Raw genomic sequence first — 25613 nt, forward strand, 5'->3', positions numbered from 1 at the left:
CTTAGCATCAGTGTCAGATGGTAACATCTGACACCACGAAAATAGCAATATCCGACACTATGGAATTTATTAAAAATTAATCCAAGGTTAAACCAATTTCCTTCAATAAAATAGCTGCATTAAAGGTTTTACAAGGCCCTTGTTTTAATAAATAATCAAATTTCATTTCACCTTCGGTGATCTGGATATCAAAATGGAAATTACGGACGGTTTCGGGGTGATCGACAATCAGATCTGCCAGTTGTAAATCGTGTGTAGCAAAAAGTGCAGGAGTTTTTTCGGTAATCAGCTTTTGTATAAAAACCTTCGAGCCCAAATATTTATCCCTACTGTTTGTACCCCGCAGCATTTCATCAATCAATACAAAAGTATCTTTGTCTTTAACTACATTATCTAAAATCATTTTCAGGCGGTTTAACTCTGCCTTAAAAGTTGAGGTACTTTCGTTCAGCGAATCTTTAATCCGCATATAAGTATTGATCGAAAAAACCGATAATTGCATGGTTTTGGCACAAACCGGTGAACCAGTATAAGCCAATATCATATTAATACCCAAAGTACGTAGAAAAGTGCTTTTGCCGGCCATATTAGAGCCCGTTACAATATCTACAGTTGGTTTGGCTTCTAAATGAAAATCGTTATCCACCCGGACCTGCTCGTTAATAAGCGGATGGCCAATATGGGTGGTGGCTAATGCAAATTGATCGGTTACCACCGGAAAAACCCAATCTGGCTGATTATAGGCTGTTGTGGCCAATGATATCAGCTCTTCAAAATCGCCTAAATGGTCAAGGGCCGAAATCACATCCTCTGATGAAGATTTATACCAAATGTCTAAACTGATGCAGCATTTTAAATCCCAAAGTAAAAGTGCGTTCAATATACCACCAACCAGGATATTCAGCCTGGCATCAAAATTCTGGATAATTTTGGATAAGCCCTTAATTTCTTTGCTTACCGGGATTTTTGAATCTAATAAACTTAAGGTGTATGAACTTTGCCAGTTTTGATTCTCTGTCCATAAAATAGCGCTGGCATAACCATTTAACAGATTCGAACTTCCACCAAAGGTGTAAAAAACCTTATTAATTTTTGAGCCTAATAAAACGTTCCACCCGGTATGTATTACAAATAGAAGTGCCAGTATTTTCCAAAAAGCAGCGCTAATAAGAAGTGCCGCTAAAATTAAACCAACAGAAATATAAGGCACCAGCTTTACATAAAACCTCAAAAAACTGCCCTTTAAAAACTCCAACTGTGCACCCAATTGGTGTTTAAGCTGTATTTTAATCTGCTCTATTTTATCGGGGTCGTAACCATGCAGATTAGCCCTGAAACTATAAGTTTCTGCTATCTTATCTGTTATTTCTTTTATGGCTTCCTGGCGGAGTAATATCTGATCCCTCGTCGGTTTTTCTGCGAATTTTTTAGCCAGGAGGTTATTTCCGCTTTTGGTACTACAACGGTTGATCAGTGCAAACAGAGATGCGCTTCCAAAAATATCAAGATCGGAGGTATAGGGATGCAGTTCAGATTCGAAAGCCTTACCATGATCGTAACCATTCGCTGTTCCGTTTAAAACATTCCATTCATTCTGATAAACCCACAAGAGTTGCTTTTTAAAATCGATTTCGCGGTCTAGCTTACTTTGCCTACGTACAATAAAGGCAAAGGCAATAATGGGCACCAATAATGCAAGTTGAATTAATGTACGTAAATCATCATCTGCAGAACGTAACAGTAGAACAAAAAATAAAATTTCGGCCAGGAACAGGCCTATCCGGATGAAGGAAAGTTGATCGATTATTTTTTTGGTCTCTGCTATATCAGCAGTAACCTGCTTAATTTTTTGGTCGTAATCGGCTATTATTTCTGCTTGTTGTTTTAACATGATATCGCTTCCGTGTATATATTTTCGAAGGTATAAGATCGATAGATTGTCTTTTTTGTTACAATTTTCTCTAAGTTTGAATCTCGAAATTCTAAAGATAGGCAAAATATTAAATGAAGATTACACTGATCGCCATTGGCAAAACAGAAGATAAATATCTAATTGAAGGAATTGATAAATACATCAACCGTTTAAAACACTATATTAATTTTAGTTTTGTGGCTTTGCCAGATGTAAAGAATGTTAAAAACCTAAGCGAGGCCCAGCAAAAGGCAAAAGAAGCAGAGTTGCTGCATAAACAAATTAACAATGGCGATGTTGTTATTTTATTGGATGAAAAAGGAAAAAAATATTCATCCGTAGAATTTTCAAACTACTTAAATAAACAGATGGTTGGTAGTATACAGCATTTAATTTTTATTATTGGCGGGCCTTATGGATTTGATGAAACCATTTACAAAAGGGCAAACGGGTTAATTTCGCTGTCTGACATGACCTTTTCTCATCAAATGATCAGATTATTTTTTGTAGAGCAGCTTTACCGGGGATTTAGCATTTTAAAAGGAGAACCTTATCATCACGCTTAGAGATGGACAATGTAAATGATATGGAAAAGGCGAATAAAAATCATCATTAAATAAAAGAAATTATGCTATTAGATAAATATAAACGGGAATACAGATATAAAAGCAATCAGAACGGCAACAATAAATACCTATGGATCAGCATTATTGCATCATTGGTTATTATAGCTTTGCTTTATTATTTCTTCGATTAAACCCCACAAAAAAACACCAGACAAATTGCCTGGTGTTCGCTATAATTTGGGTAAATAAAGCTTAAACGCCTTTTTTACTGGTCATACTTGCTTTTTTAGCTGGTGCTGAAGTTTTAGTAGTTGCTTTAGCACTTGCTGATGCCTTAGATCCTGTAGTTTTTTGTTTTTTATCTGAAGCTGCTTTTTCTTCTGATAACTTAACCTCTGCTGGTGTACCCGGAGTTTCCGGAGTTTCTTCAGTAAACAATGGCAGGTCTTTTAATAAGTTATACCAAGTGATAATTTTCTTCATATCAGAAGCATAAACTTTCTCCTGATCGTGGCCTGGTGCTACTTCAAGGAAATAAGCGCGTAAATCACCTTTCAAATCCGGAGTAGATCCTTTTGCTGAAATTTTAGCAAAAATATCTGCCAATTTAATTTCCTCATCTTCGCCATACACGGTAATATCTTCTAACGAAGCTAATTTTGTGTTGGTGATGTTGGCAACAACTTTAGTTTTTTGAGCATCTAAGCCTTCTAAAATGTAACCTACTTTATTTTGTCCAACCAGTTTAAATAAACCCGGTCTGCCAGATACGGCAACAATTCCTCTTAAATTCATATTATGTGTGTTTAGCGGTTAGTGTTTGGCGTTTAGCGTTGTAATACGCTCACCGCCAAACGCATCGCGTTCTTAATCTTCTAAAACTTCTATGTTTAAAATTTTATCACCTTGGCGAATATCATCTACAAGGTCTACATTCTCAACTACTTTGCCAAAACAAGTATGGTTACGGTCTAAGTGAGCGGTATTTGTTCTGCTGTGGCAGATAAAAAACTGTGAACCACCAGTGTTGCGGCCAGCGTGAGCCATAGATAAAACCCCACGATCGTGATATTGATTTTCTCCGTCCAGTTCGCAATCAATTTTGTAACCTGGGCCACCAGTACCTGCTAAATGTGCTTTAGCCGGGTCTTTTGAATTTGGGCATCCGCCCTGAACCATAAAGTTAGGAATTACACGGTGAAAAGTTACACCATCATAAAAGCCTTCTTTAGCTAATTTTTTAAAGTTTGCAACGGCTTTCGGCGCATCATTATCGTAGAATTCTACAGTCATTTCGCCTTTTTCTGTTTTTATTATTGCTTTACTCATATCAATATCGGTACTAATTTTAAATTGTATTCACCAAAAAAACAATCGTATTTTTTTAGTAGAGGGCAAAAATAACAAAATTGTATAACTTATAACATCATTAAATTTTTCTATACAGTTTAAATGCGGTATTTTAGTGTTTTAAGCATACCGATTTGACAAAGAAATATTATATCCTGCTCATTTGCCTGCTTTGCTCTCTGGGGCTAAGGGCTTCTTCTTTGTTAATTTACATGGATGAAGACCAAAAGAACCACCTTAAAGCATATGGTATTGCCTATTGGACAATCAGCAAACAACTAGAGGTTGATTGGCTTTTAAACTATCGCGGCGGAAGTTTTTTAATTAAATACAATAAAACAGTTGAAGACGAGCTTAAAATCCGTGGCGTATCTTACGAAGTAATGGCCGATGGAAAGGTAACCAACCTTTTAAACGAAATCAGCGACCCTGCGGTGAATATGGAGATGGTTAAGCTGGAGAAAACACCAAAAATTGCGGTTTACTCTCCAAAAAGCAAATTACCCTGGGACGATGCCGTTACACTCGTTTTAACCTACGCCGAAATCCCGTACGATGTAATTTATGATGATGATATTTTACAGGATAAATTAAGCAAATACGATTGGCTACACTTGCACCATGAAGATTTTACCGGACAGTACGGCCGTTTCTGGGCCAATTTCAAGCACGCAACCTGGTACCAGGAAGATGTTAAAAACCAGGAAACCTTAGCTAAGCGCATGGGTTATAAAAAGGTTTCTGAAATGAAATTAGCCGTTGCCAAACACATTAAAGAATACTGTGCTGGTGGAGGCTTTTTGTTTGCGATGTGCTCAGGCACCGATAGTTTCGACATTGCCCTTGCTGCTGATGGGGTAGATATTTGCGCCCAAATGTTTGATGGTGATGCTGCAGATCCAAATGCACAAAGTAAACTGGATTTTAATAAAACCTTAGCCTTCCAGAATTTCAAGTTAGATAACAACCCAATGAACTATGAATTTTCGGATATCGACGCTACTCAAACCCGGACACTGAACCAAACCAACGATTACTTTACTTTATTCGATTTTTCGGCCAAATGGGATCTTGTTCCAACCATGCTTACCCAAGATCATGATAAGGTGATTAAAGGTTTTATGGGGCAAACCACAGCTTTCAGAAAGAGTTTAGTTAAAACAAGTGTAACTGTTTTGGGTGAAAATAAAGGTGCTGCAGAGGTAAGGTATTTACATGGAGAAATTGGCAAAGGTCAGTTTACTTTTTATGGCGGGCACGATCCGGAAGATTATCAGCATGCTGTCGGCGATCCTCCAACAGATTTAAATCTACATCCTAATTCACCTGGCTATCGTTTGATCTTAAATAATGTTCTTTTTCCGGCCGCGAAAAAGAAACCACAAAAAACATAATTTTAGCGTAATCGCCTTTTGGCATCTTTTCTTTTAGGGTTAAAAAACAAGTAATTATACTGGATATTCCTATTATGTAGACAGTAAATCACATCTATCGGCATAACTAATTGCTATCGTAATTATACTCAAACCGATCAAAAAATCCCCTGTAAACCAGCAGGTTACCAAACAAACTGTAACAGACTTGATACTTTGGCACAGCTTTTGGAATTGAGGCTTGTAATTAACAACAGGTTTAAGCCTGAAATTTTAAACAAGATTCTTCTAAAAGAAAAATATTATGAAAAAGTTACTATTAAGTGCATCAGTTTTATTATTAGCAACAGGTGCATTTGCACAAACAAAAATGACTAGTGAAACTGCTCGCTTCGGAATAAAAGCTGGCGTTAACCTTTCTAAGTTTCATGCCGGGGGCGATGATGCCGCAGCCAATAATTTTAATGATAATGCAAAAAACAATGTTGGCTTTAATGTGACCGCATTTGGTGATTTTGGTGTAGGAAATAATTTCTTCATTCAACCAGGCGTATCATTACAGAACAAGGGTAATAAATTCGAATCTGTAAATACTACAACGGGTGCGAACAGTACTGTTACCACTACATCTTCGATTAAAACCAATTTAATGGCTATTGAAGTACCCGTAAATGCGGTTTTAAGAATTCCTACTGGTGATGCCGGCGCAGTTCAGATCAGTGCTGGTCCGTATATCGGTTTTAACATCTCAGGTAAAGACAAAGGAGAAAACACGGTTACAACAGTGAACAACTCCAACAATACCAGTGCTACCGTTACGACTTCTAATGATAGAGACTTATCGTTTGGTAGTGCCAGCGATAAAAATTATAACAGTACCGAATTTGGTGCAAACTTTGGTTTAGCATACCGCACAAATTCAGGATTTTTAGTAGGTGCTAACTATGGTTTAGGTTTAACAGATTTGACTCCGAAAGACAGACAGGCTAATAGCAATAAATTAACTAACCGTGTGTTAGGTTTCTCAGTTGGTTATTCTTTCTAATCGCAAAGCCTTAAAAACAAAAAACCTTCCCGATGTAAAATCAGGAAGGTTTTTTTATGCTTTATTATTTAGTCGTAAAAGTTCCAGCTCACGCCAAATTTTAATAGGGCATCTTGCATGGGGTATCTATTAACCGTGTAATAACCCGGTTGGAATAAACCCTGATTCACAAAATCATATTTAACAAAAATATTGGCCCTTTTTAAATTTGCTTTAAAAAAGACATCAATTACTGGTTTTGATACCAGGTTGGTTGGATTGCGCTCATCAATATAAAACTGCGCTGTTGCAGGTGAATATAAGTAGTTTGCATATTCAGAATTGTACCTCACATCAAATCCCACGTTAGCCTTTAATACTTTAAAAAAAGTATTATCAAAATAAATACTGTTATAAGTATAAAGTTCAGGTGTTCTTAACACTGCATTTTTATCTGTTTTTTGATAAGCGATATAATTTTCCATCACAAACTTACCAAACCTCGATTTCTTTGATACATCCAACCTGATTAAGCTAATATCGGCAGTAGCCTGTTTTGGTAAAATGGCAGTTGTACCATTGGTATGGTCGGCGGCAAAATAAACGTAGCTACTGGTTAAAAAATATTTGGCTCCGGCAGTAAAACCATACTTATCATTGATATAGTTAAATGATAAATTGGCAATTTTAGTGTTCTTAAAATCGCTGTTTGTCCATTGGTAATGGTTGCCATGATAGTAATTAAAAATAGCCGCTGGCGATTGGTTTTGTACATAAGCACCCAACTCGATCCTTCCTATGGTTTTACCTAAAAGGATTTTACTTTTTGCTTCATATAAGTAATCGCCTGCATTTTCACCTTGCAAAATTTGCTGTACATCTAAATTGAAATCGATATTATTAGAGAACCGATAGCCCGCTGCACCTAAAATGGTAATGTTTTGATAAGCAAACCTACTGCGCTCGTAATTGGTTGCATCTTGTTTTATACCAAGATATTCGTGTTTATAATAATCGTGTTTAATCCCCGCATCAACCTTCAGTTCATTTTTTATAACCGAACTATTTTTTGGTCTTAAAAAGAAACTATAAATAAATTCATTTTTGATATGTTTTACATGGGTCGAATCATTCGTAAATATTGTGCTCGCAATTCCAGGAGGCAGTACATGATTAACATCCGTTCCATTTTTGTAGAAATCGAAACTGTCGTTATTATACTCAAACGTATACGAAACCTTGTTGGTTGGTAAAACAGCATTGTTAACATTTGCAGAGGTATCTATCCTTCCTACATAATAAGTTTGCTTTAAGAAAACGGTGTTTTTACGGTACAAATTTCTTGAGTCTGATAAATTTACCGGTTCTGCCTCTCTTGCAATTTTGGCATAATCAGGGTCGAATAAACCTGTAGCTACGGTAGAGCCATTCTCGTAGGCACGCATGGTATTAAAAATTGCCGATGCCCACATATTGTAACGTTTGCTTGGCGATTGATACCATGAAAATACGGCAACGTTCAAATTATCGCCACGTTGTCTGGCGTAAAAGCCTCTGGAATCGCCACGGTTAAAATTAACGCCGACGTTCCAGTTTTTTTTAATATTCTGTGTGTGGATGGCTCTAAAAAGCTGCTCTTTTTGTCCGGCACTAACAAAATACAAGCTGGTAAAAGGGGTTCTGGCCTGATAGTAAATAATATCTTCAGGCGTTAAAGCGTAATAATCAAGCGAATGAAATCCTGCGTCAAAGCCAATCCTTTTACTAGGCTCGTATAATAATGGCCTTGCTGCCAAGCCCATATTACCATTGTTTATGGTTGGGTGCAAGGGCTGTAAAAGCGGGCTGTAATTCTGGATATTCGTAGTTGAGGTATCTAAAGGCAGCAGTACAATACTATCTTTAGTTAACGACAGCTTGGTAAACCTGATATATTTTGCGGTAAAAACGACAGAATCCTTCCCCGAGTCTAGTTTCTTCCGAACAGAATCCAATTCTTTGTTGGTACCAACACTTGTTTTTAAATCTTGTGCAAAGGTTTTGTTAATGCCTAACAGCAGTAAGAGAAAAAAACAGATTTTAACGACTTTATGCATTTTATAGTTCAGAAATTAAGCGGGTTAAAATCTCCGTCATTTTAGGCTCGGCTTTGGCGGCTGCTGCTAAAATTTCTTCTAAATTAAAAGGTTGCAGATCTTCCGGAAAACCCTCATCCGTTAACACGGAGATGGCAAAAACAGGTAAACCAGCGTGGTTGGCCACAATAACCTCAGGCACGGTACTCATACCAACGGCATCAGCGCCAATTAAACGCAGGTATTTATACTCAGCTTTGGTTTCTAAATTCGGTCCGGAAACGGCAACGTATACCCCTTTATGACAGTTAATATCTACATCTTTAGCTATTTCCAGCGCTTTAGCTATGATATCGCGTTTATAGGGCTGGCTCATATCCGGGAAACGGGGCCCTAATTCACTTTCGATTAAACCACGCAATGGGTTATCTGGCTGCAGATTAATATGATCGTCGATAATCATTAAATCACCCTTTTTAAACTCAGGATTTAACGAGCCCGCAGCATTAGATACAATTAAGTTTTCTATACCCAAACCTTTCATTACCCTAACCGGGAAGGTAATCTGTTGCATGCTGTAACCTTCATAATAATGTAGGCGCCCTTGCATGGCAATAATTTTCTTCCCGTTCAATGTTCCAAAAATCAGTTTCCCACTATGAAATTCTAAAGTAGAAATTGGAAAATTTGGAATATTAGAATACATCAATTGATGCTCAACTTCGATTTCTTTTACCAAGCCACCCAAGCCAGTACCTAAAATAATCCCTATTTCTGGCTTAAAATTCTCTGTTTTACGTTTTATATATTCAACGGTTTCTTCTATTGCTCTTAACATAGTTTAAAATGAGTTCGTCAAAGGTAATCTTATCTTCTTCAAATAATTCAACCTCTATGGGTAAATAATATACAGGTAAATCTACCAGTAAATCTTCAAATCCGGTAGCTCTTAAACGCTTGCTATCCTTTTCTGTTGTGATAATGATTTTATCTTTTTTAGCACCGGCCATAAAAACCGATTTAAACTTCTTAATATCGTCATTTTTAAAAGCATAATGATCCCGAAATTCCTGGTGTTTAATGGTTTTAGTATATTTTTCAAGCTCTTCTATTAACGGAGCGGGGTTTGCAATTCCGGTGAGCAGGAAAATTTCGAAATCTCTAATCGACCCGAGCGTGCGACTTTCGTTACGGTATAAATGGATAAGATTGCCATACTTGAGATAAGAATGTAATACCGGTTGATTGGCATTTGGCTGCAGTTCATTTATAGCGGCCTGCTGGGCAACATGTAACAAAGGAACCGGCGATTTTGTGACCAATAATATATCGGCCCTTTTACGCGAGGAGAAAACATCTCTTAAATTTCCCGCCGGCAATAAAAACTGTAAAGTACCCAACTTGCTAAATTCGAAAAGCAAAATATTAAAACCTGCTCTTACTGCGCGGTGCTGAAAGGCATCATCAAGGATAATTAAATCATGACTCTCTTTCAATTGCTTAATCCCATTCACGCGGTCTTCGCAAACAGCAACGGTAACATTTGCAAATTTTTGATGGTACTGTAAAGGTTCATCCCCTATCGTTTCGGCAGTTGCTGCGCTATCAGCTACAATGAAGCCTTTTGTTTTCCGGCCATATCCCCTACTGAGTATGGCGATTTTATAACCGGCCAGCAACTTCACTAAATATTCTGTTGTTGGTGTTTTGCCCGATCCGCCAACGGCTAAATTGCCTACACAGATTACCGGCAAATCGAACTTTACAGATCGCATCAATCCCCAATCATAAAGTTTTTTACGGAGGAGAATAGCCATTCCATAAATGATCGAAAAAGGAAGTAGTAAAAGGCGTAGATAGTTCAGTAGCATATCGTGGCTTCAAAAATACTGATTATTTAAAAAAGAAAGGCATGGCCCAGTTAAGCAACCGTTAACCAGATGAAATGGTTTGCCGGAATTTTATGTTAATGAGCATAATTGCAAACCAGGTAGCTAAATTTTTAAAGATTTTTTAGAAAAGCTTGTCAGTAGTATAATTAATGATAGTCGGGCTTTCCGCTAAACCTTTTGTTATAGAAAAACAAAAGTGTATCGCTGCAATCCCGTTTAATTAGAAGCAACCGTGCTACTATTAAAGGTTTTGAACCTTCTAAAAGAAACAATCATCGTTTACAAAGGATAAAATCGTGTAGTTATTTTCAGCTAACGCTCGTTTCTAACGAGTGTTGAATATATCATCGTTTTAAACGATGGAATCGTATAGCTATTTCTGCGCTCGTTTGGAAACGAGCGCAAACGAAACTGTCAGATGGTAACATCTGACAGCACCTTGTTCGGACAGCACATTGCACACCCAACTCGGTGCCCTCTGTGTTTTTCTCTCCATGATCTCAGTGGTTAAAGAAGCTTAAATGGAACAAACCCGAATTTTAAATGTTATATTGGGATTCCATCTTATCATATGCAGGCCGAAACAGAAATTTTAATTATTGGTGGTGGATTGGCAGGTTTAACAGCTGCACTTCACCTGAATAAGGCGGGTTTAAATGTTACGTTGATCGAAAAAGATACCTATCCCCACCATAAAGTTTGCGGCGAATATATTTCGAATGAGGTGCTCCCTTATTTTGAATGGCTCGGTTTGGATATTGAAAATCTGGCACCCACATTAATAAGCGAATTGCTTTTCACTTCCCTTTCTGGCAAAAGCATAAAAACTAAATTATCCCTTGGCGGCTTTGGTTTAAGCAGATACACCATCGATCATTATCTCTATACCGAACTGATCAGGAGAAAAATAAACATAATTCATAATCGCGTAGTACAGATTAACTTTGCCAACAATCAATTTACGGTAACAACTGCTAAAAACGCTTTTGTTGCAGCTTACGTTATTGGCGCTTATGGAAAAAGATCAGCAATTGATGTTAAGCTAAACCGGAATTTCATCAATAAACAATCACCCTATCTGGCAGTTAAAGCACATTATAAAGCCGATTTTCCCAATAATCTGGTAAGCCTTCATAATTTTGAAGGTGGCTATTGTGGCGTTTCGAAGGTTGAAAATGACCGATTGAATATCTGTTACCTAGCTAACTATGAGCGTTTCAAAAAACACAAAAACCTGCTTGCCTTCCAGGAAAACGCACTCTATAAAAACAGGCATTTGAAAGCTATTTTCGAAAATGCTACCTGTTTATTCGATGCACCATTAACCATCAGTCAGATTTCTTTCGAAACTAAAGAACCTGTGTATAACCATATTTTAATGATTGGCGATACTGCCGGATTAATTCATCCACTTTGTGGCAATGGTATGGCCATGGCCATTCACAGTGCCAAAATTGTTTCAGAACTTTTACATCAAAGAATGGAGGGAAAAATTGGTTCGCGTGTAGCATTGGAAAAAACTTATACTTTACACTGGAACAAGGAATTTAAAAGCCGCTTAAAAATGGGCAGTGTATTATCTTCTTTATTGAGGAACAATAAATTCGAGAGTTTGGCCATGAATGCGTTAACTAAAATGCCCTTTCTTCTCCATAAAATAATTAAACAGACACATGGTAAACCGATCAATATTTTATAATAAATGCCAGTAGATACCACATATAGAAGTACAGCGCCTGAGATTATGGATGACTTTGCCATGGAAGGTGAGATATTACGCGATGCACTTGATAAAATAGCCAGCATCAATCAGCTCCTTGGTGGTAATAAAGTTACACTAGAAGGGATTAAAAGCTTAATCAACAGCAAACCAAAGGACGAGGTTATTCGTATTACTGATATTGGTTGTGGAAATGGCAATATGTTGCGCACTTTGGCAGATTATGCAAATAAACAAGGTTTACGTTTTATTTTAAAAGGGATAGATGCCAATAGCTTCACCATCAATCATGCGCAAAGTTTATCTAAAAACTACCCCAATATAACCTATGCCTGTAACGATATTTTTGATGACTTAAGTAAAACAGAACCGTGCGACATTATGCTTTGTACTTTAACCCTACATCATTTTAAAGATGAAGAAATTATTGATCTGCTTGAGAATTTTAAAAGGTTGGCAACAATGGGCATTGTAATAAACGACCTGCAAAGAAGTGCAGTGGCATATTACCTGTTTAAAGCATTGTGTTATGTATTCCGTTTAAATGATATGTCGAGAGAAGATGGGTTAGTATCAATTATGCGTGGGTTTAAAAGGGCAGATTTGCTTAATTACAGCAAACAATTAAAGCTAAAATCGAGTTCAATAAAATGGAAATGGGCTTTCCGCTACCAATGGATAATTAAAACAATATGAGCGTAACCGTAAAAGCAGTAAGTAAAGCCTTGCCCGAATTTTGGCGGTCAACCGATGAGATTTTGCCATTTCTAGATATTTGGCTAAAAAATCAGGATGATCGCTTGATCCGAAAGGTAAAAAAGATTTTTGAAAGTGCCGCAGTAGATAAAAGATACTCGATCATGTCGCCCGAAGAGGTTTTTAGTGATTTAAGTTTTGAGGAGCGAAACAACATTTATGTAAGGGAAGGGATAAAGCTGGGTGCCAAATGTTTGGAAACCGCACTCGAAAAAGCCAACTGGCAAGCTCAAGACCTAGATTATATCATCACGGTGAGCTGCACCGGTATCATGATCCCTTCTTTAGATGCTTATCTGATCAACTTACTTAAACTCCGCCAGGATATCGTGCGCCTGCCGGTTACCGAAATGGGCTGTGCCGCTGGTGTATCAGGCATGATTTATGCCAAGAATTTTCTAAAAGCCAATCCCGGTAAACGGGCCGCGGTTGTTGCGGTAGAATCACCAACGGCAACCTTTCAATTAAACGATTTTTCGATGGCCAACATTGTAAGTGCAGCAATATTTGGCGATGGTGCCGCCTGTGTACTGTTAAGTTCGAATGAAGAAGATAGTGGGCCAGAGATTTTGGCTGAAGAAATGTACCATTTTTATGATGCTGAAGAGATGATGGGATTTAAACTTACCAATACCGGATTGCAAATGGTACTGGATGTGGCAGTTCCAGAAACCATTTCGAATCATTTTCCAGCTATTATTCATCCTTTTCTTTCCAAGAATGGACTCGACATTAATAATATAAACCATTTAATCTTCCATCCGGGTGGAAAAAAGATTATCCAGATTGTTGAAGAATTATTCGGCCAGCTAGGCAAAAATATAGACGAAACGAAAGAAGTTTTAAGGCTTTATGGAAACATGAGCAGCGCAACGGTTCTCTATGTTTTAGAACGGATTATGGATAAAAAGCCAATACCTGGAGAAAAAGGACTAATGTTAAGTTTTGGTCCTGGATTTTCGGCACAACGCATACTTTTACAATGGTAATCATTCAACTAATCACTAATGAAAAAAGAGATCTTAGCTAAACTCCCTTACGGCAAATCTTTTCTATTTGTTGATGAGTTGCTGCATGTTGACGAAAACGGCGTAACCGGGACATATACCTATCTTGAAAACCTTCCATTTTACGAGGGTCATTTTAAAGACCGTCCGGTAACGCCCGCGGTGATCCTCACTGAAACCATGGCACAGATTGGATTGGTTTGTTTAGGTATTTACCTGTTAAAGAATGATACAAGTCAAAATGTAGCCATAGCCATGACTTCAAACGCTATTGACTTTTTAAAACCGGTTTACCCTGGTGAGCAGGTTACGGTAACGAGTGAGAAAGTTTATTTTAGGTTTAATAAACTGAGTTGCAAAGTAAAAATGGAAAATGCAGCAGGCGAAATGGTTTGCAAAGGAAATATTTCTGGAATGTTAATTTCGAAAGAAAATGGATAACAGGGTTGTAATTACCGGCTTAGGCGTATGCGCACCCAATGGCACCACCATTGATGAGTTTTCTGAGGCCATAAAAAAAGGGCTTTCAGGCATCCGCCATCAGCCCGATCTGGAAGCCTTAAACTTCTCTTGTCAGATAGCAGGCAAACCAGTACTTAGCGAAGAGCGGATCAGCCAATATTTTACACCGCTTGAATTACGAAACCTAAACAGTACAGGAATTATATATGGTGTTATTGCTGGTTTGGATGCCTGGAAAGATGCGGGCTTAACCATCGAAAATAATGAAGCGCCCGACTGGGACAGCGGTACTATTTTCGGAACAGGCACTTCGGGTATAGATAAATTTAGATGGGCAATTAATAAAATAGATGCGCTCGAAATCAAAAAGCTAGGAAGTTCTGTAGTGATACAAACCATGGCCAGCGGCGTAAGTGCATTTATCAGCGGCAAGCTCGGCTTAGGTAATCAGGTAAGCACCAATTCATCTGCCTGCGCAACAGGAGCAGAAAGTATATTGCTGGCTTACGAAAGAATTAAGACAGGTCAGGCGATAAGAATGTTAGCAGGAAGTACCAGCGATAGCGGCCCTTACATCTGGGGCGGTTTTGATGCCATGAAAGTTTGCACCTTTAAACACAATGATGAACCTGAAAAAGGTAGCCGCCCTATGAGTGCAACGGCAAGTGGTTTTGTACCAGGAAGCGGCGCGGGTGCTTTGGTATTAGAATCGCTCGAAAGCGCGGTGGCTAGAAAAGCCAAAATATATGGCGAAGTACTCGGAGGCCATATCAATTCTGGCGGTCAGCGGGGCTTAGGTACGATGACTGCACCAAATCCTACCGCTGTACAGCGATGTATCCAAACAGCATTAAAAAATGCGGGTATTGAAGCCCGGGAAATCGATGTGATTAATGGCCATCTTACTGCAACAACCAAAGATGCCCTGGAAATAGAAAACTGGAAAGCAGCACTACAACTACCTGCAGATGATTTTCCGTACATCAATTCTGTAAAAGGTCTGATTGGCCATTGTATTGCAGCATCAGGGAGCATAGAATGTGTAGCCTCAATGCTTGAGCTTTCAGAAGGATTTATTTTTCCCAATATCAATTGCGAAGACCTAAGCCCCGAGATTACCGCTTTAATTGATGCGAAATGCATTCCACAAACCTTAATTCATAAACCATTTAATATCTTAGCTAAAGCCAGTTTTGGTTTTGGTGATATTAACGCCTGCATTATTTTTAAAAAATATACCCATGAATAAAGAAGAGATCATCGAAGCCTTAAAAACAATAGTTGAACCTTATAGCGAGGAGGTATTAGCCTTGGCACATATTGACGAAAACACCGATTTTATAAACGATTTAAAAATAAATTCGGCCAACCTGGTTGATATTGTTTTAGATATTGAAGAGAAATTCAATATCGAAATAGACAACGATTCGATGGCTAAAATGCTTACAGTAAAAGCCACCACCGAAATTATAGCTCAAAAACTGGAAGCGCATGCTGGGTAACGATATCGTAGATCTGGATCTGGCTAAAATCCAAAGTAACTGGAGGCGTAAAAATTATCTCGATAAAATTTTCACCGCCGAAGAACAGTTATTGATTTCATCAGCAAAAAGGCCTGATGAAATGGTATGGCTGTTATGGAGTATGAAAGAATCGGCTTATAAAATTTATAACCGTAAAACCGGAATCAGAAATTTCGCCCCTAAAAGTTTAGATTGCACTATTTATCCAAATATCGATCAGATAAAAGGCACAGTAAGTATAGACAACGATACCTATTTCACTAAAAGTGATATACAGCTACAATATATTCATACCATTGCTGCTCCTGTTTATAATAAGCTAGAAAAAATCAAAGTAACCATTTACACATCACCAAATCATCCAAGTGATTATAAATGCACTAAACCAGGTTGTGTGAGTCACCATGGACAATATTTGGCTTTGGTGTATTAATTCCAGAGTTGACAACTTACTAGCAAGGAGGCAAGAAAAGTTGTCAACTCTTATAGAAAGAGGGTATCATTAAGCTCGTTAGGTCATCATCACCAAATTGCTGTTTCCATAAATTGGCGTAATGGCCATTTGCCATCATCATTTCAGTATGACTCCCCTCTTCCACAACCTTTCCTTTATCTAATACAATAATCTGATCAGCCTTTCTAATCGTAGGTAACCGATGCGCAATGATGATGATTGTTTTCTTTTGCATCCTCAACAAATCTATTGTTCGCTGCACATACTGCTCAGAAGCCGAATCTAAAGAGGAAGTGGCTTCATCCAGAATTAAAATTTCAGGATTGCGGTACAGTGCCCTTGCTATTGCAATCCTTTGTTTTTGTCCGCCTGATAAAGAGGCTCCGTTTTCACCTAAATATGTCTGAAAACCTTCTGGCAAAGCTTCAATAAAATTGATAATCCCCAGTTGTGTACAAATACTAATAATCTGTTGCATATTTGGTTCATAATCGCCAATGGCAATATTTTCGATTACATTTCCTGCAAAAAGGTCAATTTTTTGTGGCACAACGCTTAGTAAATTTCTTAAAGAGGCATTGTTCAAATACTTAAGCGCATGATTTCCGATAAAAATATTGCCTGATTGTATGGGATAAATATTTTGAAGTAACGACATTAAGGTAGACTTCCCAGATCCGCTCTCTCCTACAATTGCGGTAAAACTTCCAACCTTAATTTTTAGGCTTAAATCATCAAACACATTTACACGACTGCCATATCTAAAAGCTACATGTTCAAACCTGATATCGCCCATTAATTCTTTCGTAAGGAAAATGCCCGACGAATTTTGTTCAATCTCCAGATCCATAATTTCGAATAAACGATCAGAGGCGATCATGGCATCCTGGATAGATTTATTTGCTCCAATTAAGGAAGTAGCCGGGCCAGTAAAGTAACCAATAAGGGTATAGAAAGAAAATAATTCCCCAGGGGTAATTTCGCCATCTAAAACATAACCTGCACCTACCCAAAGCAAAATGATAGTGAGCATACGGGCAATAACCTCGGTAGATGTTCCGGAAAAAACAGAGTTTAATCCTGATTTATAAATTGTTCTGAGCAGGCCAATAAAATGAGTTTCTGTTTTTTCGTTGGTAAACCTTTCAAGGCCAAATCTTTTAATTGTGGCTACATTATTTAAGCCCTCAACCAATTGCGATTCCAACTCGGCCGATTCCTCCATCAACTTCCTTTGCATTTTCTTGTTTAGTTTATTGCTGATGAAATAAATCAATAAATACAATGGAATAACAGCCAACATCATTAAGGCGAGTTTCCAATAGTAACTGAACATTAAAATAAAAGAGAATACAACAATAAAGCCGTTTACAACCAGGTTAATGGAAACATCGTTTATAAATGCCCTTATTTTAACGGCATCGTTTACCCTCGAGATAATTTCGCCCACCCGCATGGTATCGAAAAACTGCTGAGGCAGTTTTAAGAGGTGCTTGTAGTAGCCCAATATCAACCGGGCATCTATCTGCTGCCCCGTGCGGATGGTAAAAATAGTTTTAGCCGTTCCAATAAATAATTGCAACGCTAAAATAGCCACCATCATTAAGCTCATTAAATTAAGCAGGTTCCGATTACCTTCTACCAGAACATGGTCGGTTATTTTTTGAACAAAAATTGAGGTAGATAGTCCAAGTATGGTATAAATTAAAGCACCAAAAAGTGCTTGTGTTACAATACTTTTATGCGGTTTAATCAGGTTCCAAAAACGGCTTTTGGTATCAACCTTTTCATTGCCTTGCTTAAAACCCTCATCAGGCAACAACAGCACCAGTACGCCTGTCCATTCGCTTGTAAATTCATCAATAGTTTTGCGGTGCTTTTTCCCATCACCCGGGTCCATTACTTCAATGTATTTATCGGTTACTCCATAAATAACTACATAATGCTGTAATTGTTTCTTTACCACCACATGCACAATGGCTGGCAATGGAATTTTAGAAAGACTATCTAAACTGCCCTTTACGCCTTTTGCTTCAAACCCCAGTTTATTTGCAGCTTCTATCAAACCTAAAACATTGGTTCCTTTTTGATCGGTGCTGGCCAATTGGCGGATGCGTGCAACAGGCATTTTTAATTTATAAAACGCAGCTATAGATGCCAAACAAGCGGCGCCACAATCGGTAATATCGCGTTGTTTTATTAGTGTAGACATTAGAAGAGAGATATGAGATTTGAGACTGGAGAACTGAGATTGGTGATTTGCGCGTTTTCGGCTTTGGCCCTTAAGCTGATCTTAAACCCTACGCCTTTTACCCTACACCTTTTAACGGGTTTAACCAATCGTCAACTTTATCATAAAGCAACTGATACAAGTTTCGTTCTGCAATAGTAAAGTGTGCATTAAAGGTCATCCCCTTTTTTACCATTCCTTTATAACCGTTTTTTAACTTTAAATAATCCTTGTCCAATTTACACTTCACTTTAAAATAAGGGCTTTGGTTAATCAATATAATATCGTCGGAAATGTCGGCTACTACACCAGCAAGCAAGCCCCATTGGTTATAGTTAAAAGCATCGATCTGAAACCTGACGGTTTGGCCAGCTTTAATTAAACCGATATCTGCAGGTTTAATATAACAGATGGCCAGCAAAGCACTATCAGGCGATATCTCGCCGATTTTCTGATTGGCGGTAATGAACGAACCCAATTGTAAACCTGACAGGTTTTGCACCGTTCCGGATACCCCTGCGTTTAAATGATATAATTTCTCCTGTTCAGTTAGCTGGATTTTCTGACCATCGAGATCTTTTAATTCTTTTCTATATTGATTAGATTCTGTTTGCCACTGTGTTTTGTACTTTTTAGCCACCAAATTAAAATCAGAAAGCGCCTGATCGTAATTAAACTTATATTGCTCATACTCTGCTTCGGTAACAACCTTCTTGCTATACAATGTTTCATACCTTTTATAAATTTTGTAGGCCTGTTCGCGTGCATTTAGTGCATTTTGAATCTGTTCCGCATATTGTTGCCAACTTGCCGCATACAGGCCGGTTTGCAATGCAGGCTGCTCTGCATTGCTTAGGTCGACCAGTTTTAAAACGAGGAGCGCATCATTTAACAAATTTTTTAATTCACCAGAACGATTATTCAAAATCACATTTTGTGTTTCGGGTATAGTAGGGTCTATATTTAAAAGGAGCTGGCCTTTTTTAATTTTTTTGTTATCAGTTAAATTAATCAGTGTAATTTTCCCAGCCACAGGTGCCAGCATTTCTGTTCTTTCGATATTACTCTGTAAAGAACCATTCCCTTTAACGCTTACTGTTGTGTAAATAAAAGGTAGTGCGGCAAAAGCAACAAGAGTGAATAATATGGTGGCAGAATAAATAATTTGTGTCCGTACCTTGGTATGGTGTAAAAAAATGATGGAATTATCTTCAAAATTGGTGTCTTCTATAAAAGGCATAATCATCAATTGGCTTGGTTAAGGCCAAGTTTGTAATTATTAATTTATACCAGAAAAAAGATACACGAAAAGGGGGATTGTAGGGATGAAACTGTTTTTGACTTTTAGAAAATAAAAAAACCGATAGATGCACAAATAGGCACTATCGGTTTTACAAAATTTTAATAAAAATCAGCTCTCTGTTTATTTCTTAAATATAATGCCTAGCCCTATAGCATAATGGCTAGGGGTAATACTTAGGGTATTTAGAATAGAGTTATTTACACCAGAATTAAATCCTGAAGATAAAAATATTGCTTTTTTATGGGTTAACTCATAGGATAGCCTAAGTCCATATTTAAAAGTATTATTACGGACCTTACCCTCATTATAACGAACAACTATCTGTTCAAAACCAGCGTAAGGTGTAAATGTTAAATTTCTTGAATTTTTATTTAAAATAAAATCGTTTGAAATATTCAAATCATATGTAGAAAGATTGATATGTTTATCGTTACGCAGGTTCGTATTTACCTGAAATCCTAAGAATAGATTTTTATACAATCTATAATTAATACCTAATCCAAAGCCATAATTAATACTTTCTGAAACGTGATAAAATTGATCCTTTATTAATACGGGAAACTTTGTCAAGCCTAATGCGGTACGCACATTATCTTTATTAAAATAGTCAAATACCCTTCTTCCAAACTGTCTCTTTATTTTTTGATTATCTAAATTAGCTATTCCATTATTACTTTTTATTGTATCAAGCGATTCACTAGATAATCTTTCCATTCGCCCATCCTTTTCGGCTTTTTGAAACAAACGACTATTATTCTCCCATTCCTCATTATTTTTGGGTTTATTAATTAATAAAACATCATCCCGATGTTGAACAATATCTTTATATGAAATCTTATCCACATTTATGCTATCGATTTCGGTTCGGATAAAATCAACTGTAGTGTGAGGTGATTCTTTTTTCAATTCGGACGAAGCGAAAGTGTGGGTTTCTTTTAAGTACCACTTCTCCCCTATTTTTTCATAAGCAACCCGATAATTTAACATTTTAAGAGGCAAAAAGCCAGCCCTTACCAGGTTGTAAGTATATGTGTTTGCGGCAACAAATGCGTAGGTGGCTGTATCTATATACAATGTTGCCTGGATTTTATCATACTGCTTACTGGTATCACGTGTTGTTATATTAATTACAAATACTTTATGATTATCATATATCTCCTTACCTGCAAGTAAATAATCAAACTTCTTTTTTTTAGCAATTTTATGAAGGATATAATTATTATGAGCAATATCCTGGAAATCAACAACATTATAGTTCGATGTATGTTTCAGATACTTAAGAGTTTTATCATACAACGTATCCATGTGATTTTGTACCACAGCAACCGTGGTTTTTTCATTTGAATCGTAGGCCGGTACATAAGCTTTTATTAAAGCATCCGATTTAAAGTATTCAGACTGGTTACGCCATGATTGTGTTCTCAATATTCCTTTGATAATAATAGGCTTATTAGGGTAGTTGTAAACAATTTTTTTAATTGCTTTTTTTATAATATCATCACCTGCTCCAATTATAACTTCCTGTAATTCAGTACTGCTTTCGGTTAATCTAACATCATAAAAATGATTAGGCTGATATATTAAACGAATATTAAAATAGCCTACATGACTAAAGTTTATTCCAAGCGCGGTTAAAGTCTTTAATGGGGCAGTTATTTCAAAATAACCATCATGATCTGTACGTGTATATACATTACCTACTTTTACGGTCGCTCCTGATAATTTTATGTTATTTTTTGCATCTACTACCCTACCTTTTAAAGTTACGGACTGTGTATAAGCATTGCTTGATACTAATAATAAAAGATAAATTATAAGTGTAAATTTCATATTTAACAATAAGTGATCTGAAGAATTATTTTAAAAATAGATAAAGAAGGAATTGGATATAATTTAAAATTATTTCCAATTCCTAATTAATATTAGTCAATTAGATTGGAATAATAGCTGCACCGGCTCCTGCGCCAATTAATCCTGCGGTAAACCAGTTATCACTACCTGATACCACCTCACCATTTATCGTAACCTCGCCAGAAACAAGAGCAAGAGTGGCACCAACAACAAAACCAATTAGCGCTCCAAAAAGGCCACCTCCTACAGTTTCATTTATTTCCTTAGCATCCATCTCCTGAACACCGAAGTCTTGTAATTTTAATTTTTTCATTTTAGTTTTTAAAGTCTATTCCCTACTCTTTTAAGGCTTTTCAGGTTCCGCCTATGTTGGCCTAACATGAAACAAGTATTGGACATTAAATTTCAATCAAAAAAAAAGATACACTAAAAGGCTTTTTATAAGTACAAAAAGAGATAATAACATTAGAACACAGCTTAAATGGTCAATGTCAAATCCGAACATCAATTCAAATACAGATTAAGCTATACATAAGATAATACAAATATGTATTTTAAAATAGTTTGTCATTTTAGTATAAATATCGACTATAATTGTAATTGAAAACTATGAAAAAAAATATCTTCTAAACTGTTAATGCAAGAAAATACCGAAATCTTTAAAGCCTTGTATTGCTCCGTTTATAAAAGATGTTCTCTGATCAAAAAGATATATACATACGAGAATGGCAATAAATAGGATATTTACCATTCTTTGATTTTTTTTGACAGCTGTTTTTTCCATGGCGAAAAGCATATTTCAGACTTACTTAATATTTAATAAGTCACTAAAAAGAACTAATGAGTTATGTATCAAATGAATGATAAAAACAATTATAAATTTATTTAGCTTCAATCCTTCCCAATAAATGTAAGCTGTAATTAATACAATTCCTGCAAAAAAGCCATATAACATATATGCAAAACTTGAAAAGTGGACTAATCCAAATAAAGAACTTGAGATCAATATTATCATCCATTTTTTAGCATTTTTCTTTTTCAGGATATCATAAGGTGCTTTCTGAAAGAAATAAGTTTCAATTATTGGAGCTAAAAAACACGATAAAACTAATTTATAAGAAAACTCTTTATTGGTTATTCTACTAGTGTAAATAATTTTAGTTCCATACTTAAATTCGATTAATTCAGTAAAATAATCAAATAAAAAACTGACGATGAATAAAAAAAAAGAAAATGTTATAATAAATGCAGCTGGATTTTTCATTATACTTTCCAACCTTATTTTAACTGTACTATTGAACATATAGAGAATTTAAAACTTATATAGGATTAACGAAATTGTAAATTAAAGGAGTTATCTCTAGGATATCTAAAAGATCATCCTAGAGATAAAATTTACTTTTTCAATCCAGATGGTAGTGATTGTTGGTAACGCCCCCCTTCTTGCCCTGCATGATACCATATTTCTACCCAAGCATCTAATACATGCCCTACTAAATAATCACCTAAACTGAATCCTCCTCCGTTTGTCATCTTAATTTCTTTAGCATCCAGTTCCTGAATACCAAAACTTTTTAATCTTGAGCTTTTCATTTCGTTTAATTTAAATTTTTGGTTCTTACTCATTAAGGCTTTTCAGATTCCGCCTATGTTGGCCTAACATGAAACAAGTATTGGATATTAAATTTCAATCAAAAAAAAAGATACACTAAAAGGCTTTTTATAAGGACAAAAATAGATAATAATAGCTGAAATAGCCAATACTGAATCAAACAGGCGTCAATCCAGGTCTTACATTAACCTACGTACAAGATAAGACAAATATGTATTTTAAAATAGTTTATCATTTAAGTATAAATATCGACTATAATTGTAATTAAAAACTATGAAAAAAATCTTCTATTTATTGCTCTTATTTCCGTTTTATAATTTACAAGCCCAGAACTGCAATTGCGGTGATAATTTTTCTTTTATGGTGCAGCACATTAAGAAAAATTATGTAGGCTATGCCGATAAAGTTAATCAGAAAACACAGAAACGGTTTGAATATCTTACAGACAGCTTGCAAAAAGTTGCCGTAACAACAGGCAGCAATAAGTGCATAGCTGTATGTAGAGAATGGCTTAGCTTTTTTAAGGATGGGTACATGAACATATCCTTTAACGAAAGTAGCCCGAAAGACGAGATCCGGGACTTTTTTTCGACCTGATGTAGCAATACCCGCCAATATTACCGATTGGATTGATTTTGTACAGAAGTATAAAACTAAATAATGGTCACTATTTAAGCCCTACAATCTATTGGTTTGGTACAGACAAAAGGCTGTTTGGTGTATATTTTTTGGTAATTGCATTCAGAAATAACACTTTTAAACACATTTATTTAACTATCTGTTATTACAATTATGAAAATCAAAAAATTAGAAAAAAAGACTGTGTTTGTTTTTAAGAAAAACAACCTTACCAATTTGACGAAAGAGCAAATGAGAAGAATTTACGGAGGGGATTCGATTATTACTGATGATAGAGGTGGGGCATCTTCACGAGTATGTCATGAGGCGCAAACACAGTCACAGTAAACATATCTAGTTTATCTCAAAATAGCGAATCACTTAAAAATTTCAGCAATTAAATACTAATTTAAACTTTCCAAAAAAAAATCACAAAGAAATTAAGATAACAATTCTTTAGAAATCAGTTTTAACAGTAATTTCATGAAATACATTTATTCTTTCCTTTTTCTCCTTTTAGCAGTTACCACCACTCAAGCGCAAAATTGCGATTGCTCTGAAAATTTCAATTTTATGATACAACATATTAAAAAAAATTATGTTGGCTTCAATGATAAGGTTGTAAAACACAATCAACAGCAATTCGATCACTTAACCGATAGTCTTCAAAAAGAAGCAAAAAACACAAGCCCTAATAAATGTATTTCTTTATGTAAAAAATGGCTTGATTTTTTTAAGGATAGGCATATGACTATGACGTTTAATGCGGGTCTGCCAAAGGATTCCATACTTTACTTTTTCTCAAAAGAAGAAAAAACGAGTTGGACTGAAAATAATTTTAAATCTTATTTAAACAACCATAAAAACTCTATTGATGATATTGAAGGTATCTGGAATCATGAATCCAATAACTTCAAATATGGCATTATTCGTGATAGTCTAATTCATGATGAGTTTATTGGTTTTGTAATTAAAGCCGATGGAGTATTTTGGACTCCACAACAAATCAAGTTCAAACTAAAAAAAACAAATCAGACTTATAGTTTCAAATATTTTCTTGCCAGAGACCATTCAAATTATCCAGCCAAAATAAGCCTACAAAAAGATACCATTGATCTAAAAGAACTTGGTAGGTTCTACAAAAATGCACCGCCAGAATATAAATTCCAATTGGCAACCAACAGCCCTAAATTTGAAAAGTTAGATAAAAAAACGAGTGTTTTAACCATCCCAAGCTTTGATATTGCATTACGACAAGAAACAGATAGTTTGATGATCAAAAACGCTTCAGCATTGGAAAATACAGAACACTTAATTATCGATTTACGAAATAACCGTGGAGGAGCAATTGGTGCATTTGAAAAGATTTTACCCTACCTATACACTAATCCAATACTAACAGAAGGCGCAGAGGTATTGGCAACAGATGATAATATTAAAGATGGCTTTGAAGAAATACCTACTGATATACCAGAAGATGTTCAAAATACACTTAAGAAAGACTTAGTGAAACTAAAAGCACATCGTGGAGAGATGTATTTATTATATCCTGTTGATACAATTAGATATAACACAATATTAAAAAAACCATCACGAGTTTCTGTCTTAATGAATAAAGAATCAAGCAGTAGTGCTGAACTATTTGCATTACAAGCCAAACAGAGTACCAAAGTCAAACTCTATGGCATCAATAGTGCTGGATCAATTAACTATGTTGAGCGCGTAGAAACTCAAATGCCATGTAAATTTTTCACATTAATTTATCCACCTACAAGATTACTAAGGGCAAATAAAGACAAAGCTAATGAGGGTATTAAACCTGATGTAGAAATTTCTATGGATGTTAAGGATTGGGTAAAATTTGTTAAAGACTATAAATTATAAA

26 protein-coding genes are annotated in these 25613 nt (G+C 36.1%); 14 read left to right on the forward strand and 12 right to left on the reverse strand.

Features of this window, described 5'->3' with window-relative positions; translation table 11 throughout:
• Window positions 1–76: 76 nt before the first annotated feature.
• Window positions 77–1891, reverse strand: a complete 1815-nt coding sequence (locus AW17_RS07180) for a MutS-related protein (protein ID WP_029275447.1) — start codon at window positions 1889–1891, stop codon at window positions 77–79.
• A 113-nt stretch (window positions 1892–2004) separates the two neighbouring features.
• Here AW17_RS07180 and rlmH point away from each other — a divergent pair, with 113 nt between their 5' ends.
• Together rlmH and AW17_RS25100 are read left to right on the forward strand one after the other, a co-directional pair.
• Window positions 2005–2478 carry a 23S rRNA (pseudouridine(1915)-N(3))-methyltransferase RlmH gene (gene rlmH / locus AW17_RS07185; RefSeq protein ID WP_029275448.1) on the forward strand — a complete coding sequence of 158 codons (474 nt, stop codon included), beginning with the start codon at window positions 2005–2007 and terminating at the stop codon, window positions 2476–2478.
• A 62-nt stretch (window positions 2479–2540) separates the two neighbouring features.
• Complete coding sequence (locus tag AW17_RS25100) at window positions 2541–2669, forward strand: hypothetical protein (RefSeq protein WP_256449212.1); 129 nt, start codon at window positions 2541–2543, stop codon at window positions 2667–2669.
• A 61-nt stretch (window positions 2670–2730) separates the two neighbouring features.
• Here the strand turns inward: AW17_RS25100 and AW17_RS07190 are convergent, their stop codons facing one another.
• A complete protein-coding gene (locus AW17_RS07190) occupies window positions 2731–3273 on the reverse strand; it encodes a DUF5606 family protein (RefSeq protein ID WP_029275449.1) in 543 nt (180 codons plus the stop codon).
• Between the two features lie 72 nt (window positions 3274–3345).
• Window positions 3346–3807, reverse strand: coding sequence for a peptidylprolyl isomerase (locus tag AW17_RS07195; RefSeq protein ID WP_029275450.1), 462 nt, complete (start codon window positions 3805–3807; stop codon window positions 3346–3348).
• 233 nt (window positions 3808–4040) lie between these two features.
• On the opposite strand from AW17_RS07195, the gene AW17_RS07200 reads away from it, so the two are divergent.
• Window positions 4041–5222, forward strand: coding sequence for an asparagine synthetase B (locus AW17_RS07200; RefSeq protein ID WP_083488645.1), 1182 nt, complete (start codon window positions 4041–4043; stop codon window positions 5220–5222).
• Window positions 5223–5505: 283 nt separating this feature from the next.
• Window positions 5506–6246 (forward strand): porin family protein, encoded by a 741-nt coding sequence (locus AW17_RS07205; RefSeq protein ID WP_029275452.1) that lies wholly within the window; start codon window positions 5506–5508, stop codon window positions 6244–6246.
• Window positions 6247–6314: 68 nt separating this feature from the next.
• On the opposite strand, the gene AW17_RS07210 is transcribed toward AW17_RS07205, so the two are convergent.
• The 3 genes from AW17_RS07210 to lpxK are packed head-to-tail and all read right to left on the reverse strand — an operon-like array spanning window position 6315 to window position 10171.
• On the reverse strand, window positions 6315–8321 hold the full coding sequence (locus AW17_RS07210; protein ID WP_029275453.1) for a putative porin: 2007 nt from the start codon (window positions 8319–8321) through the stop codon (window positions 6315–6317).
• Window position 8322: 1 nt separating this feature from the next.
• Window positions 8323–9138 (reverse strand): purine-nucleoside phosphorylase, encoded by an 816-nt coding sequence (locus AW17_RS07215; protein WP_029275454.1) that lies wholly within the window; start codon window positions 9136–9138, stop codon window positions 8323–8325.
• Window positions 9110–10171, reverse strand: a complete 1062-nt coding sequence (lpxK, locus tag AW17_RS07220) for a tetraacyldisaccharide 4'-kinase (RefSeq protein ID WP_029275455.1) — start codon at window positions 10169–10171, stop codon at window positions 9110–9112. Before lpxK ends, AW17_RS07215 begins: the two co-directional genes overlap by 29 nt.
• 592 nt (window positions 10172–10763) lie before the next feature.
• Here lpxK and AW17_RS07225 point away from each other — a divergent pair.
• The 7 genes from AW17_RS07225 to AW17_RS07255 are packed head-to-tail and all read left to right on the forward strand — an operon-like array spanning window position 10764 to window position 16093.
• The gene (locus tag AW17_RS07225) at window positions 10764–11891 is read left to right on the forward strand and encodes an NAD(P)/FAD-dependent oxidoreductase (protein WP_029275456.1); all 1128 of its coding nucleotides are present in this window, start codon (window positions 10764–10766) and stop codon (window positions 11889–11891) included.
• 3 nt (window positions 11892–11894) lie between these two features.
• Entirely contained in the window at window positions 11895–12608 is a 714-nt protein-coding gene (locus AW17_RS07230; protein WP_029275457.1) for a methyltransferase domain-containing protein, read from the forward strand.
• On the forward strand, window positions 12605–13657 hold the full coding sequence (locus tag AW17_RS07235; protein ID WP_029275458.1) for a type III polyketide synthase: 1053 nt from the start codon (window positions 12605–12607) through the stop codon (window positions 13655–13657). The genes AW17_RS07230 and AW17_RS07235 overlap by 4 nt, the downstream gene beginning before the upstream one ends.
• An 18-nt stretch (window positions 13658–13675) precedes the next feature.
• Window positions 13676–14116: a 3-hydroxyacyl-ACP dehydratase FabZ family protein gene (locus AW17_RS07240; RefSeq protein ID WP_029275459.1), complete on the forward strand. Its 441-nt coding sequence runs from the start codon at window positions 13676–13678 to the stop codon at window positions 14114–14116.
• Window positions 14109–15386, forward strand: coding sequence for a beta-ketoacyl-[acyl-carrier-protein] synthase family protein (locus AW17_RS07245; RefSeq protein ID WP_029275460.1), 1278 nt, complete (start codon window positions 14109–14111; stop codon window positions 15384–15386). Before AW17_RS07240 ends, AW17_RS07245 begins: the two co-directional genes overlap by 8 nt.
• Entirely contained in the window at window positions 15379–15639 is a 261-nt protein-coding gene (locus tag AW17_RS07250) for an acyl carrier protein (protein WP_029275461.1), read from the forward strand. Before AW17_RS07245 ends, AW17_RS07250 begins: the two co-directional genes overlap by 8 nt.
• On the forward strand, window positions 15629–16093 hold the full coding sequence (locus tag AW17_RS07255) for a 4'-phosphopantetheinyl transferase family protein (protein ID WP_029275462.1): 465 nt from the start codon (window positions 15629–15631) through the stop codon (window positions 16091–16093). The genes AW17_RS07250 and AW17_RS07255 overlap by 11 nt, the downstream gene beginning before the upstream one ends.
• A 43-nt stretch (window positions 16094–16136) precedes the next feature.
• On the opposite strand, the gene AW17_RS07260 is transcribed toward AW17_RS07255, so the two are convergent.
• The 6 genes from AW17_RS07260 to AW17_RS07285 form a co-directional block, all read right to left on the reverse strand.
• Entirely contained in the window at window positions 16137–18326 is a 2190-nt protein-coding gene (locus AW17_RS07260) for a peptidase domain-containing ABC transporter (RefSeq protein ID WP_051691677.1), read from the reverse strand.
• 97 nt (window positions 18327–18423) lie between these two features.
• A complete protein-coding gene (locus tag AW17_RS07265) occupies window positions 18424–19584 on the reverse strand; it encodes an HlyD family secretion protein (RefSeq protein ID WP_029275464.1) in 1161 nt (386 codons plus the stop codon).
• Window positions 19585–19767: 183 nt separating this feature from the next.
• Window positions 19768–21477 carry a hypothetical protein gene (locus tag AW17_RS07270; protein ID WP_029275465.1) on the reverse strand — a complete coding sequence of 570 codons (1710 nt, stop codon included), beginning with the start codon at window positions 21475–21477 and terminating at the stop codon, window positions 19768–19770.
• A 100-nt stretch (window positions 21478–21577) separates the two neighbouring features.
• Window positions 21578–21811 carry a hypothetical protein gene (locus tag AW17_RS07275; protein WP_029275466.1) on the reverse strand — a complete coding sequence of 78 codons (234 nt, stop codon included), beginning with the start codon at window positions 21809–21811 and terminating at the stop codon, window positions 21578–21580.
• 492 nt (window positions 21812–22303) lie between these two features.
• On the reverse strand, window positions 22304–22801 hold the full coding sequence (locus AW17_RS07280) for a CPBP family intramembrane glutamic endopeptidase (RefSeq protein ID WP_029275467.1): 498 nt from the start codon (window positions 22799–22801) through the stop codon (window positions 22304–22306).
• Between the two features lie 92 nt (window positions 22802–22893).
• Window positions 22894–23124 carry a hypothetical protein gene (locus AW17_RS07285; RefSeq protein ID WP_029275468.1) on the reverse strand — a complete coding sequence of 77 codons (231 nt, stop codon included), beginning with the start codon at window positions 23122–23124 and terminating at the stop codon, window positions 22894–22896.
• Between the two features lie 259 nt (window positions 23125–23383).
• Between AW17_RS07285 and AW17_RS07290 the strand changes: the two genes are divergently transcribed.
• The 3 genes from AW17_RS07290 (at window position 23384) to AW17_RS07295 (ending at window position 25612) form a co-directional block, all read left to right on the forward strand.
• Window positions 23384–23707, forward strand: coding sequence for a hypothetical protein (locus tag AW17_RS07290; protein ID WP_029275469.1), 324 nt, complete (start codon window positions 23384–23386; stop codon window positions 23705–23707).
• A gap of 195 nt (window positions 23708–23902) precedes the next feature.
• The gene (locus AW17_RS24105; RefSeq protein WP_157280234.1) at window positions 23903–24076 is read left to right on the forward strand and encodes a hypothetical protein; all 174 of its coding nucleotides are present in this window, start codon (window positions 23903–23905) and stop codon (window positions 24074–24076) included.
• A gap of 135 nt (window positions 24077–24211) precedes the next feature.
• Entirely contained in the window at window positions 24212–25612 is a 1401-nt protein-coding gene (locus tag AW17_RS07295) for a S41 family peptidase (RefSeq protein ID WP_029275470.1), read from the forward strand.
• Window position 25613: the final 1 nt, after the last annotated feature.

Origin of the sequence: Pedobacter borealis DSM 19626 (assembly GCF_000708285.2) — a bacterium.
Taxonomy (GTDB): Bacteria; Bacteroidota; Bacteroidia; order Sphingobacteriales; family Sphingobacteriaceae; genus Pedobacter; species Pedobacter borealis.